A 12854-nucleotide genomic window follows, 5' to 3' on the forward strand; every position below is an offset into this window, starting at 1 on the left:
AGCACCTCGTTTTATTGTTTTGATCCGGGTGAGGATGTGTAACCCACGAACTCATTGTGTAAGGCCGCGGTTGCCTCAAGACGCTTCTCAACGTCAGGCCCCAGTTGTTTGCACACTTCATTGATGAGCAGGTGCACCAGCGACAGCATGGCTGCGGTGGATTCCCAGAACAGATTGAATTCGGTCGGTACGCGAAACACTTCATCGGCGCAGGCGTCGGCCCAGTCGCAGAAGGTATCGGTTACCAGCGTGACCGGGATGCCCGCTTCGCGCGCTTTGCGGCACAGTTGCTGGGCGTGGCGCGAATAACGGCGAGCTTCAAACACCACCAGCGCGCAATCGTCGGCAGGGCACAGCAGCACGTCGGCGTAATGCCCTGCAGCGCCATCGACCAACTGCACGTCATCACGCAGGTATTGCAGCAAGTGCACCATGGAGGCGGCGATGCCGCGCTCGGTCTGGAACCCCGCGACAAACACTTTGCGCCGGGTCGCCAGGCGCTGGCTGACGGTCTGCCAGGCGGGGGTCAGGCTGTATTCGTAAACCTTGACCAGGGCTGCGACTTCCAGCTCAAAGCTGCGCGGCAATGCCTGCGGGCTTTGGCTCGATTGCTGGCGGAATTCTTGCAGGCGATCTCCGACCAGCCACGGGCCATCGCCGAGGTCGTCCTTGAGATCGTTTTTCAGTTCTTTGAAATGGCTGTAACCCAGCGCACGGCAGAAACGCCCAACGCTGGACTCGCTGACACCCAGCTTGGCGGCAATGTCGGCGGCGGTCTGAAACGGCAGTTCGTAGAGGTTCGCCAGCATATAACTGGCAATCGCCCGGCCCGAAGGCGCGGCGGTAGACAGACTGCTTTCAAGGCGTTGTTTAATGGACTGACTCACGGCTGCTTCCTGTTCTTGTTTCAGCGCGTTGCAGAAAGTGAATGTTTTCTGTCATTAAGTCAAGAATTGACAGAGAACTGTCATCGCAGGATAGTGGCTTTACCGTCACAACTCGACAATAACAACGAGATCGGAGCCCCCTAATGTCCCAGTCCGTCACCGCCACATCGGCCACCGAGTCGCTTTCCCTGAGCGAACTGACCGCTTTGCTGCAACAGATTTTTGAGCGTCATGGCACCTCCCGCGCCGTAGCGCAGGTACTGGCCGACAACTGTGCCCGGGCTCAGCGCGACGGTTCTTACAGCCACGGGGTGTTTCGCATTCCGGGGTATCTGGCGTCGCTGGCGAGCAACTGGGTCGATGGCCAGGCCGTCCCCAAGGTTGAAGACGTAGCCTCCGGTTTTATCCGCGTGGACGCCGCCAATGGCTTTGCGCAACCGGCCCTGGCGGCGGCCCGCGAGCTGCTGGTCGAAAAGGCCCGCAGCGCCGGGATCGCCGTGCTGGCGATTCGCAACTCGCACCACTTCGCGGCGCTGTGGCCCGATGTTGAGCCGTTTGCCGAAGAAGGCCTGGTGGCCTTGAGCGTGGTCAACAGCATGACCTGCGTAGTGCCGCACGGTGCGCAAAAACCGTTGTTTGGCACCAACCCGATCGCCTTCGCTGCGCCCCGTGAAGGCGCCAGCCCTATCGTTTTCGACCTGGCCACCAGCGCCATTGCCCACGGCGACGTACAGATCGCTGCACGCAAAGGTCACCTGTTGCCAGCGGGCATGGGCGTTGACAAGCAGGGCGAGCCAACTGAAGACCCGAAAGCCATCCTCGACGGCGGAGCCTTGCTGCCGTTTGGTGGGCACAAAGGCTCGGCGCTGTCGATGATGGTCGAGTTGCTGGCGGCGGCGTTGACGGGTGGCAACTTCTCGTTTGAATTCGACTGGAAAAAACATCCGGGTGCGCAAACCCCGTGGACCGGCCAGTTGCTGATCGTCATTGACCCGAGCAAATCCGGTGGTAACAGCTTCGCCCAGCGCAGTGCCGAACTGGTACAGCAGATGCACGCCGTGGGCCTTGAGCGCATGCCGGGTGACCGACGCTTTATCGAACGCGCCAAATCCCTGGAGGCGGGTATCCCATTGGGCGTAGAAGAGTTGGCCAAACTGCGCGCATTGGCTGAATAACCCCGATGCATTAAAACCGTGGGAGCGGGCTTGCTCGCGATGGGATCGACCGGGTTTATCAGACTAACCGAGTCGCCCCAATCGCGAGCAAGCCCGCTCCCACAGGGTTTTTACAAGGTCATGAATTTTCGGATCAAATTCGGTGTGCAGCCGGTCCAGCGTTTCAACGCCCGGCGGAAGTTGGCCGGGTCGTTGAAGTTCAGGTACTCGGCCACCGCCTCGTTGCTGAACCCCTTGATCTGATACAGGTACAGCGCCACGTGTTTGCGTGCCTGATCTTGCTGGGCCTGAAAGTGCGTGCCGTGTTTGTTCAGTTTGCGCTTGAGGGTGGCCTGGCTCATCGCAAAATGCTGGGCCACTTCTTCCAGCCCCGGGGCGCGTTGCGCCTGATCGCGCAGGTGCACGTACAACCGGTCAAGCAAGCTTGCGCTGAAGCCAAGCTCGTGCAATTGGCTTTGTGCTTGCTGGTGTGCGACTTGCCGGGCAATCGCCGAGGTGTTTGGCCACGGTTGGGTCAGGTATTCGCGGGGCAGGCGCATCAGGTCGAGCTGGCCCCCGAACTGGGTGTTTTCGCCCAAGTGCACCCAGTACTGCTCCACGTAGCGCGGCTCGGGGTAGCTGAAGCTGCATTCCCACGGCAAGCGCTCGCCGCTGAGCCATTGGCTCATGGATTTGAAAGCGGTCATGCTGGCTTCCTGGACAAAGCGCAATTGATCTTGGGCGCCGCAACTGTCAAGCCAATACACATACGCATAGCGCTCATCCAGCAACAGCCGTGGCGTCAGCAAAGGGCTGAGCAGCGCCCGGTGGTGGATGACGGTTTCCAGCGCCTGATGCAGGTTTTGCGCCTGTTGCAGGGCATGGCTGGCCGGGCCGTAGTGCCCCGGCAACAAGCGTTGACCGAACAGAAAACTGCTGTCATCGGCCCCTAACAAGCGCTGGGCATTAGCGATCAGGCCGAAGAACTGTTGTGGGCTCAGGCGCGTATTGCCGCCGACGATGTCGTCATAGAACAAGCCGGTGCCGCGCAGCAGCCGATGGCTGTCGATGTCGCGGGACAACGCCAGGTCAATCAGGGTTGCGGGTTGGTAGTGTCCGGGTATGAAGCGTGTGTCGGCTTCATACCAGCGGCTGTCGAGGCTCATGCCCGTTTGCTCCGTACCGGTTTGGCTCGCGCCAGGGCGAGGTTCAAGCGTTTGAGCAATTCATCGGGGGCCTCGTTGAAGGCCATGACCACCGCCGTGCTGGCCGACAAATAGACCCGCTCGCCATGCTGGCGGGTTTTGTGCGCCAGGCTCTGCACGGCCTGTTGCAGCTCCAGAGCCAGTAACCGCGCCTGGCTTTCGCCGGTGTTTGGTAGCAGCACCACAAAGCGATCGCCGGCCAGGCGGCAGAGCAGGTCGTGGCGCCGTAGATTGAGCAGCAACAGCTGGCTCAAAGCTTGCAGCACCGCGTCGCCCTCCGCGTGGCCATAGTGCTGATTGAGCGAGGCGAAATCGTCGATATCCAGTGCCAGCAACGACAGCGGTTGTTGCTGCTCAAGGCTCTGCGCCATGCAGTCGCTGACCTGACGCTTGAAGTAATCGGCACCGCCCAGTGGGGTGAGTTTGTCGAACAGGCGATGCTCGCGAAAAATGCGTTCGCGCTTTTCCATCTGCTGGTTGATGGCTTGCTGTTCACGGTGCCAGTGGTACAGGCCGATGGTTAGCAGAACCATCCCGACTGGCATCGGCCCGGATTCCAGCCAGTGGTTCCAGCCAAGGTGTTTGGGCAGGCGGATAAATTCGTCGAGAACGTCCATCCACCAGGAAAAGAAGATGCAGCAAAGGCCGATCGACAGGTAATTGGTGACCCGCCCAGTGGGGCGGCTTTTAAGCACCAGCACCAGCCACAGCAGCACAAACAACGCGGTGCCACCTTCGCCGATGATGTCCAGCCACTGCCATTCGTGAAAGGCCTTGGGCGTGCCGAACGCCAGGTTCAGCAGCACGCCGATATTGGCGGCCAGAACCAGCAGCCCGAGTTTCCAGCGATGGTGCTTAAGGATGTTGAGCCAAGTCATGACGGGTCTACCCAAACGTAATGCAGGCCAGCAGAACAGAGCTCTGTGACAGTGATGTTACGAGGTGTGAGGGTCGAATCAGCTCAAGGGTCCTGTCCAAAATCGTGGGATACCCACTGTGTAGGAGCGAGCTTGCTCGCGATCTTTTGATCTTTAAAAGCTCGCGAGCAAGCTCGCTCCTACAGTGCGGTGGTCCGATTCAGGTCAAATCAGCTCATCCGGCGCGGATTACCCCCCTAAAAGCCTCTATTTCCGGGGTGTGTGCTTAGCACTGTCACGGCACTGTCATTGAGCACCCCTAGCGTTCGCTCCCAAGTTGTCGGGCCATTTGCCTGGCCTTAAGCGCGAATTGGGGGAGTGCAAACATGTACAAGGGTCGCAGCAAGACGCAATGGGTAGGCTTTACGTTCAGTGCATTGGCCATGGCCATTGCCAGCGAACGCTTGAGCGCCGCCGAGGCTTCGGTCGCCGGTGCCACTGAACACGTTGAAGTGGTCGGGCAGGCCGTGAGCCTGGACAAGGCGCTCAAGCAGCAACGCAATTCGGACACAATCCAAAGCGTGGTGCACGCCGATGGCGTCGCGCAGTTGCCGGACGCCAACGTCGCCGAAGCGGTACAGCGCCTGCCGGGCATCAGTATCGAGCGCGATCAGGGCGAAGGTCGTTTCGTCAGCGTGCGCGGCCTGGGCCCGGACCTGAACAGTGTGACCATCAACGGCACGTTGGTGCCGTCCCCTGAAAGCAAACGCCGCGCCGTTGCCCTCGACGTGTTGCCCTCTGAGTTGGTGCAGTCGCTGTCGGTGATCAAAACCCTGACCCCGGACATGGACGCCAACTCGCTGGGCGGCACGGTCGACGTGCAAAGCTTGTCGGCCTTTGACCACGACGGCCTGTTCTACACCGCCACCACCCAGGCCGGTTACAACAAGAACACTCACCAAACCAGCCCCAAAGTGTCGGGCGCCATCAGTGATCGTTTCAGCCTCGGCGACGGCATCGACAACTTCGGTGTGGCGGCAGCCCTGAGCTGGAACAAGCGCGATTTTGGCTCGGACAACGTCGAAACGGCCGGTGCCTGGGACTTTACCGACGGTGCCAAACTCAACAGCTTCGAGCAGCGGGTGTACGACATCAGTCGCGAGCGCTCAGGCGGCGGTCTGAACTTCGACTACAAGCCCGACGACGACACCAAACTCTACCTGCGCACGCTGTACAGCCGCTTCAAAGACAGCGAGATCCGCAACTCGGACTCAATTGAATACGCCAACCCGCAAGCCGAAGGCGAATTGGGCAAGGCCAAAGCCAAGCGCAAACTCAAGCAGCGCGACGAGACTCAGGAAATCCAGTCTTACGTGTTCGGCGGCGAGCGCAGCATGGGCCTGTGGACTTTGAGCGGGCAGGCCGGTTACAGCGAGTCCAGCGAAGACAGCCCGGCGGGCATTGCCGGGGCGACTTTCAAAAGCATTTCAAGCTTCCCCGACAGCGGCTGGTACGACTCGGAAAAGCCCCGGCCGATCATCGGCGCGGGTTTTTATGACCCGGCCAACTTCATCCTCGACAAAGTCGACGTGAAGAAAGAAATCACCAAAGACAAAGAAAAGAACATCCGCCTCGACCTGGCGCGCGATTACGACGTGGACGGATACGCCTCGCAGTTCAAGTTCGGCGGCAAGGTCAGCCGTCGCAGCAAAGACAACGACACCGAAGCCTGGACCTACAAAAACTTCTCTAAGTTGGGCTTCAGCGATGATCAGTTGAACCTCGACCGCTTCAGCAAGGGCGAGCTGGATTATTCCCTCGGTCGTTATGGGCCGGGCATCAGCGCTGGCGCGATCAAAGACCTGATCGGCGGGCTGAACCGCGACAAGTTCTACAACGAGCAGGGGTCGCGGGTGAATGACTTCACCATGCACGAAGATATCAACTCGGCGTACCTGATGAACACCGTAGACATCGATGACTGGCGCTTTATCGCCGGCCTGCGCTACGAAGGCACCGAGTTCGATGCCAAGGGCACGGGCATCCGCAACGGCGTGTATGAAGCCCAGGACACCAAGCGCGACTACCACCACTGGTTGCCGGGCCTGCATGCGCGTTACCAGTTGGCGAAAAACACCCAGGTGCGAGCCGCCTGGACCAACGCGGTGGTGCGCCCGACCTTTGGCCAACTGGCACCGGGCTTTGTGATCGAGGATGACAAGGCTGAATTCGGCAACCCGAACCTCAAACCGCTGGAGTCGAGCAACTTCGACCTGGGCATTGAGCACTTCATGGGGCAGGCCGGTACGGTGTCGGCGTTCCTGTTTTACAAAGACATCAAAAACTTCGTCTACAACAATGATCTGGCCGGTACGGGCGCGTGGCGCGACTTTACCGAGGCGCATTCCTATGCCAACGGTGACAACGCCAAGCTGTACGGCCTGGAACTGGCCTACTCGCAGAAATTCGACTGGCTGCCTGCGCCCTGGAGCGGCGTGATTGTGGGGGCGAACACCACTTTCAGCCGCTCCAACGCCAGCATTAAAGGCTACGACGCCGCGTCCGGGCAAACCCTTAAACGCGACATCGACTTGCCGAGTCAGTCCAACACCGTCGGCAACCTGATGCTCGGCTGGGAGGACGACAAGCTCAGCGTGCGCCTGTCAGCCAACTACAAATCGGCCTACCTCTATGAACTGGCCGGGGTCAACGACAAAGCCCACGACACCCATGTGGCCGCGCAGACCTTTGTGGACTTCAGCGCGCGTTACTCGCTGACCAAAAACCTGCAAGTGAGCTTTGACGCGCAGAACCTGACCGACCAGCCGTACTTCGTCTACAGCGGCAACAGCCGCTACAACAACCAGTACGAAGAGTACGGCCCCACCTACTCTGTAGGCCTGACCTTCACCCATTTCTAAAGCATTGGACGTTTTCTGTAGCCGCTGCCGAAGGCTGCGATAAGGGCCGCAGGACCTTCGCTTTCGAGCAAGAGCGGGGTCGCTACGCAACCCATCGCAGCCTGCGGCAGCGGCTACAGATACGGCTTCAACGGACGGTATATCCATGTTTCTTTTGTTCAAACACCCACCGCGGCTTTTACCTTTGCTGGTATGCCTGGCCGCAGGCAGCGCACAGGCGGCGCCAATCACCGCGCCCACCCTGCAACCCTGGGGCAAAGCCCAGGCGCTGAGTTACCTGCCCACAGGCGATGATCGCCTGGCCGTGAGCAAGCGCGACGGTCTGCGGCTGCTCGATGCGCAAGGCAAAACCCTGAGCCAGGTCGCTGGCTCGTTCGCCGGGCTCGACAGCCGCCCCCTGGGCGACAACGTACTGGTGGCCAGCCAGGACAAGGCCAGGCAGCAAGTCGCGTTGTTCAGCCTGGACCCGAAAACCCGCGAGTGGCAGACACCGACCTACCTGCCCAAACGCGACTACGCGGTAAATGGCGTGTGCCTGTACCGCGATCAGGCGAGCAATCTGTACCTGTTTACCGTGGGTGAAGAGGGCAAGGGTGAGCAATGGCTGGTGGCGGCGGACAGCAAACAACTGGCCGCACCCTTGTTGGTGCGCAGCCTGCCAATGCCGCCGCAAGCCAAGTTCTGCCAGGTGGAGGATGCGGCGCAGCAACTGTTCGTCAACGAAGAGAACGTCGGCTGGTGGGCTTACCCGGCCCATGCCGAGTCTGACGTTGAGCGCTTGCCGGTGGCCATCGTCGAGCCCTTCGGCAACGTCAAAAAGGCCGCCGGGGCCATGGCGGTGGTGCCCGGTGGCCTGCTCGGGCTGGACCCCGAAGCCGCGCAATTGAACCTCTATCAACAGCAAGGCAAGCGCTGGTCGCCGGTGGCCAGCCTGGCACTTGACGGTGTGACCGAGCCTGAGCATCTGGCCCTGCGTGAAACCGCCAAAGGGCTGGATGTACTGGTGCAGGACGGCGCGACCAATCGTCTGTTCCAAGGCTCGCTCAACTGGAAAGCCACACCGGTGGCTCTGCCGCCCGTGCTGTCGGTGGTCAAGCCGGTGGTGCAAACCGACGTGGTGATGAGCCAGGGCGATGCCGCCGACGACCCGGCGATTTGGGTCAACCCCAAAAATCCGGCGCAGAGCCGCGTGCTGGGCACCAACAAACAGCAAGGGCTTGAGGTGTACGACTTGCAAGGCAAGCGCGTGCAGCACTTGCCGGTAGGGCGTCTGAACAACGTCGATGTGCGTCCGGGGTTCACCTTGGGTTCGCACACAGTTGACCTGGCGGTCGCCACTAATCGTGATCACAACAGCTTGAATGTGTTCAGCATTGATCGTGAGTCTGGCGAGTTGAAAGCCGTGGGCGAGATCGCCACGCCGGTCAAAGACATCTACGGGCTGTGCCTGTTCAAGGCGCCGTCGGGCGAGATCTACAGCTTCGCCAACGACAAGGACGGGACCTTTGTGCAGCACCGTCTGTTTGCCAAGGGTGACCAGGTGCAAGGCGAGCTGGTACGCCAGTTCAAGGTGCCGACCCAGCCTGAAGGTTGCGTCGCCGACGACCAGCGCCAACGTCTGTTTTTGGGCGAAGAAGATGTGGCGGTGTGGGCCGTGGATGCGCGCCCGGATCAGCCCGCCACGTTGACCAGCGTGATCCAGGTCGGTGAGCAGGTGCATGACGACATCGAAGGGCTGGCGCTGTACCAGACCGAAAAAGACAACTACCTGGTGATCTCAAGCCAGGGCAATGACAGCTACGTGGTGGTCGATGCCGAGCCGCCGTTTGCCCTGCGCGGTGCCTTCCGGGTAGGCGTGAACGCCGAAGCCGGGATTGACGGCACCTCCGAAACCGATGGCCTCGACGTGACCTCAGCCAACCTCGGCGGGCCTTGGAGTAAAGGCATGCTGGTGGTGCAGGACGGCCGCAAGCGCATGCCCGAGCAGGCCCAGAACTTCAAGTACATCCCATGGAGCGACGTGGCCAAGGCTCTGCGCCTGCCATAACCCGGTCACACGGGGGGTGTATTTAAATCAACAGTCATCAGGAGTTACAACATGCAAGCAACCATGGAACACATGACCATTTGGGGTCTGATCAACGATGCCAGCCTGCTGGTGAAAGGCGTGATGTTGATACTGCTCGCGGCCTCGGTATTGAGCTGGTTCTTGATTGTGCGCCGTAGCGCCATCCTGCGCCGCAGCGAGCGCGACATTGAAAGCTTTACCCAACGCTTGCGGGCGCCGGGTGACCTGGGCGCGCTGTACCGTGAAAGCCGCGACGCCAGCAACCCGGACGCCGGTGCCGAGCAGGTGTTTGTCGCGGCCTACAGCGAATACGCGCAGCTTCGCCAGCAGCCGGGCATTGATGCTGACGGGCTGATGCAAGGCATTGAACGCTCGCTGTATGTGGCCATTACCGAGCAGGAAATCCGCCTCGAAAAAGGCCTGCAGTTTCTGGCCACCGTTGGCTCGGTCAGCCCGTATATCGGCCTGTTTGGCACCGTGTGGGGGATCATGAATTCCTTTATCGGTTTGTCTCAGGTGCAACAGGCCACGTTGTCGACCGTGGCACCGGGCATTGCCGAAGCCTTGATCGCCACCGCGATTGGCTTGTTTGCCGCGATCCCGGCGGTCATCGCCTACAACCGTTTCTCGTCCCGTGGGCAAACCCTGCTGACCCGCTATTACAGCCTCGGCAATGAACTGCAAATGCGCTTGTACCGTGGCTTTCACGCGGGTTCACGGAACATGGCCGCTGCTGCTTAACAGGGAGTTTGAAGATGCTTGCTCGACCACAGCGCAAACACGGGCCCAAGGCCGAAATGAACGTAGTGCCCTACATCGACGTGATGCTGGTGCTGCTGGTGATTTTTATGGTGACTGCGCCGATGTTGACCCAGGGCGTCAAAATTGACCTGCCCAAAGTCGCCAGTGAAGCGTTGGCCAATGACACCCAGCAGAAAATCCTCACCTTGTCGGTCAAGGCCGATGGCGGCTACTACTGGAACCTGGGCAACGAACTTGACACCAAAAACCAGACCGACAGCGCCGTCAGCCTTGAAGAATTGCAAGCCAAAATCGGCCAGGTGGTGGCGCAAGACGGCGACACCCAGGTGTATATTCGTGCCGACAACGACGCCGGTTACGGCAGCGTGGTCAAGGCCATGGCGGCCTTGCAACAAGGCGGCGTGACCAACCTGGGGCTGGTCACAGAGGCTCCGCAATGAGTGCCGCGTTGATGAGTGCCGGGCACGTTGAGGCCCGGCCGCTACCGTGGACCCGGCTCTGGCACAACAGCCAGGCGGTGGCGGTCACGGTTGCGCTGCACAGTGCGGTGATTGCGTTTTTAGTGCTGGGCTGGAGCATGGAGCACGAAATGGCCGCGCCCGCGCCGAGTACCTTGAAAACCCGCTTGGTGATGATGCCCGCCGAGCCGCTGGTGGCGCCGCCTGAACCGGCACCACAACCGGTGGTGGTACCGCCGCCGGTGGTCGAAACCAAACCCGAAGTGGTCAAGCCGGACCCGCAGATACAGGCACGCAAACTGGAACAGGCGGCGTTGGCGCGCAAGCGGGTAGAGGAGCAAAAGCAGCTCCAAGAAGCGCAGCAAAAAATGGCGCAGCAACGCGCCGAACAGGCCGAGATGCAACGTCAGCAAGCGGCGGCTGAAGCGGCTGCGCAGCAAGCCCGGGTGGCAGCGGATAACGCCAGGCGTGCGCAACAGGCGGCCGCGGCGGCGGATGTGCGGCAATACTTGCCGATCAGCAAACAGGCCCCGGACTACCCGCAGCGTGCGCTGGACAAAGGCATTGAGGGCGATTGCACGGTTGAGTATTCGGTGACACCGCAGGGCAAGGTTGAAAGCCCCAAAGTGATCGGTGACTGCCACCCGGCGTTTATTCGCCCGTCATTGGTGGCGGCAGCCACGTTTCGCTACCAGCCGCGCATCGTCGACGGCCAGGCAGTGACAGTGCCGGGGGTGCGTAATACGTTTCACTATAAAATCCGCTGACTCATCCAAGAGCAACACGGCTCAAGGGTGGGAGCGGGCTTGCTCGCTTTGCTCTTCAGTGCGCCTCATTTGCCCGGCAAAGAAGCGTCATCGTTAACGACCATCGCGAGCAAGCCCGCTCCCACAGTTTTTGGTGTGAGCTTCAATAAATACCTGACAAGCATCAACGCGAAACCCGCGTCCTTGACCTATGCTGCATGCGTTTTCAAGCACAAGGAGATGGCCGTGAACGCGCCCGCTACGACCCCGCCGCCGGCAACGGCAAAAGTTAAGTTACCCATAGGTCTGGTCATCGCCATTGTGGCGATGGTGGGCGTTTTGATGATGCCGTTGCCCGCCGACTTGCCGGTCGCCGGGCATCGGATGTTGGCGATTCTGGTGTTTGCCGTGGTGGTGTGGATCACCGAAGCGGTGTCATACGAAGCCAGCGCCATCATGATCACGTCGCTGATGGCGTTTTTGATTGGCATGGCACCCACCCTGGCTGACCCGTCGAAAATCTACGGCACCAACGCCGGGATCACCATGGCCCTCACCGGGTTTTCCAATGCCGCACTGGCGCTGGTGGCCGGGGCGTTGTTTATTGCGGCGGCCATGACCCACACCGGGCTGGACCGGCGCATCGCGTTGGTGACTCTGTCACGCATCGGCACCAGCACCCGGCGCATTTTGATCGGGGCGATTGCGGTGACCATTCTGCTCAGCCTGGTGGTGCCCAGCGCCACCGCGCGCAGTGCATGTGTGGTGCCGATCATGATGGGGGTGATTCTGGCGTTTGGCGTCGACAAGCGCTCCAACATCGCCGCCGGGATCATGATTGTGGTGGCGCAGGGCACCAGTATCTGGAACGTCGGCATTCAAACCGCCGCCGCGCAAAACCTGCTGACGGTCGGCTTTATGGACAAGATGCTCGGCGAGCGGGTCAATTGGCTCGACTGGCTGATCGCCGGTGCACCGTGGGCCATCATCATGTCGGCGGTGTTGTTGTTTGTGGTGCTGAAAATGCTCCCGCCGGAAAGCGACAGCATCCCGGGCGGTAAAGAAGCCGTGGAAAAATCATTGGCCGAACTGGGCCCCATGACCGGGCCGCAGAAACGCCTGATGGCGGTTTCCGTTGCGCTGTTGCTGGGCTGGGCCACGGAAGGCAAGTTGCACAGTTTTGACACCACCTCCATCACCTACGCCGGGCTGGTGATTCTGTTGCTGCCGCGTTACGGGGTAATGACCTGGAAGGATGTGCAGTCGCGTATCCCGTGGGGCACGGTGATTGTGTTCGGTGTGGGCATCAGCCTGGGCACGGCATTGCTGACCACCCAGGCGGGGCAATGGCTGGGCGGGCAGGTGGTGCATAACACCGGGCTGGATCAGGTCGGGCCGCTGGGGATTTTTGCGATTCTGGGGGCGTTTCTGATTTTGATTCACTTGGGCTTTGCCAGTGCGACGGCGCTGACATCGGCCTTGCTGCCCATTCTGATTGCGGTCTTGCAGACCTTGCCGGGTGAATTCAGCCGCTTGGGCATGACCATGTTGCTGGGCTTTGTGGTGAGCTACGGCTTTATCCTGCCCATCAACGCCCCACAAAACATGGTGTGCCTGGGCACACAAACCTTCACCGCCAAGCAATTTGCCAAGGTCGGCTTGATAGTCACCGTGGTGGGTTACCTGCTGATGTTGCTGTTTGGCGCGACGTACTGGAGCTGGTTGGGCTGGATGTAACACCATCTGTAGGAGCGAGCTTGTCTCGCGATCTTTTGATCGTTAAAAGATCGCGAGGC

At 60.4% G+C, this 12854-nt stretch carries 10 protein-coding genes; 7 read left to right on the top strand and 3 right to left on the bottom strand.

The features are described 5' to 3' along the window. Positions 1-11 precede the first annotated feature (11 nt). A complete protein-coding gene (locus tag AAEZ03_RS11355) occupies positions 12-887 on the bottom strand; it encodes a MurR/RpiR family transcriptional regulator (RefSeq protein ID WP_123748722.1) in 876 nt (291 codons plus the stop codon). A gap of 143 nt (positions 888-1030) precedes the next feature. Here AAEZ03_RS11355 and AAEZ03_RS11360 point away from each other — a divergent pair, with 143 nt between their 5' ends. After that, entirely contained in the window at positions 1031-2062 is a 1032-nt protein-coding gene (locus AAEZ03_RS11360; protein WP_278940757.1) for an Ldh family oxidoreductase, read from the top strand. A 110-nt stretch (positions 2063-2172) separates the two neighbouring features. Here the strand turns inward: AAEZ03_RS11360 and AAEZ03_RS11365 are convergent, their stop codons facing one another. Both AAEZ03_RS11365 and AAEZ03_RS11370 read right to left on the bottom strand, forming a co-directional pair. Then, positions 2173-3207 (bottom strand): AraC family transcriptional regulator, encoded by a 1035-nt coding sequence (locus AAEZ03_RS11365; RefSeq protein WP_350578572.1) that lies wholly within the window; start codon positions 3205-3207, stop codon positions 2173-2175. Then, positions 3204-4124 carry a GGDEF domain-containing protein gene (locus tag AAEZ03_RS11370; RefSeq protein WP_350578575.1) on the bottom strand — a complete coding sequence of 307 codons (921 nt, stop codon included), beginning with the start codon at positions 4122-4124 and terminating at the stop codon, positions 3204-3206. Before AAEZ03_RS11370 ends, AAEZ03_RS11365 begins: the two co-directional genes overlap by 4 nt. A gap of 365 nt (positions 4125-4489) precedes the next feature. On the opposite strand from AAEZ03_RS11370, the gene AAEZ03_RS11375 reads away from it, so the two are divergent. From AAEZ03_RS11375 to AAEZ03_RS11400, 6 genes are all read left to right on the top strand, one after another. Then, positions 4490-7024 (top strand): TonB-dependent receptor, encoded by a 2535-nt coding sequence (locus AAEZ03_RS11375; RefSeq protein ID WP_350578578.1) that lies wholly within the window; start codon positions 4490-4492, stop codon positions 7022-7024. Positions 7025-7169: 145 nt separating this feature from the next. After that, positions 7170-9071: a phytase gene (locus AAEZ03_RS11380; protein WP_350578581.1), complete on the top strand. Its 1902-nt coding sequence runs from the start codon at positions 7170-7172 to the stop codon at positions 9069-9071. Positions 9072-9122: 51 nt separating this feature from the next. Continuing rightward, on the top strand, positions 9123-9833 hold the full coding sequence (tolQ, locus tag AAEZ03_RS11385) for a protein TolQ (RefSeq protein WP_048369042.1): 711 nt from the start codon (positions 9123-9125) through the stop codon (positions 9831-9833). A gap of 14 nt (positions 9834-9847) precedes the next feature. After that, positions 9848-10294 carry a protein TolR gene (gene tolR, locus AAEZ03_RS11390; RefSeq protein WP_123748728.1) on the top strand — a complete coding sequence of 149 codons (447 nt, stop codon included), beginning with the start codon at positions 9848-9850 and terminating at the stop codon, positions 10292-10294. Further along, positions 10291-11079, top strand: coding sequence for a TonB family protein (locus tag AAEZ03_RS11395; protein ID WP_153338176.1), 789 nt, complete (start codon positions 10291-10293; stop codon positions 11077-11079). Before tolR ends, AAEZ03_RS11395 begins: the two co-directional genes overlap by 4 nt. Before the next feature lie 225 nt (positions 11080-11304). After that, the gene (locus AAEZ03_RS11400; RefSeq protein ID WP_323368861.1) at positions 11305-12795 is read left to right on the top strand and encodes a DASS family sodium-coupled anion symporter; all 1491 of its coding nucleotides are present in this window, start codon (positions 11305-11307) and stop codon (positions 12793-12795) included. Positions 12796-12854: the final 59 nt, after the last annotated feature.

This window comes from Pseudomonas sp. HY2-MNA-CIBAN-0224, assembly GCF_040310285.1.
GTDB classification, from domain to species: domain Bacteria; phylum Pseudomonadota; class Gammaproteobacteria; order Pseudomonadales; family Pseudomonadaceae; genus Aquipseudomonas; species Aquipseudomonas helleri.

Coding starts and splice junctions, on each gene's coding strand:
- AAEZ03_RS11365 (WP_350578572.1), bottom strand. CDS start 3,207: ATGAGCCTCGACAGCCGCTGGTATGAAGCCGACACACGCTTCATACCC.
- AAEZ03_RS11380 (WP_350578581.1), top strand. CDS start 7,170: ATGTTTCTTTTGTTCAAACACCCACCGCGGCTTTTACCTTTGCTGGTA.
- tolQ (WP_048369042.1), top strand. CDS start 9,123: ATGCAAGCAACCATGGAACACATGACCATTTGGGGTCTGATCAACGAT.
- AAEZ03_RS11395 (WP_153338176.1), top strand. CDS start 10,291: ATGAGTGCCGCGTTGATGAGTGCCGGGCACGTTGAGGCCCGGCCGCTA.
- tolR (WP_123748728.1), top strand. CDS start 9,848: ATGCTTGCTCGACCACAGCGCAAACACGGGCCCAAGGCCGAAATGAAC.
- AAEZ03_RS11370 (WP_350578575.1), bottom strand. CDS start 4,124: ATGACTTGGCTCAACATCCTTAAGCACCATCGCTGGAAACTCGGGCTG.
- AAEZ03_RS11375 (WP_350578578.1), top strand. CDS start 4,490: ATGTACAAGGGTCGCAGCAAGACGCAATGGGTAGGCTTTACGTTCAGT.
- AAEZ03_RS11360 (WP_278940757.1), top strand. CDS start 1,031: ATGTCCCAGTCCGTCACCGCCACATCGGCCACCGAGTCGCTTTCCCTG.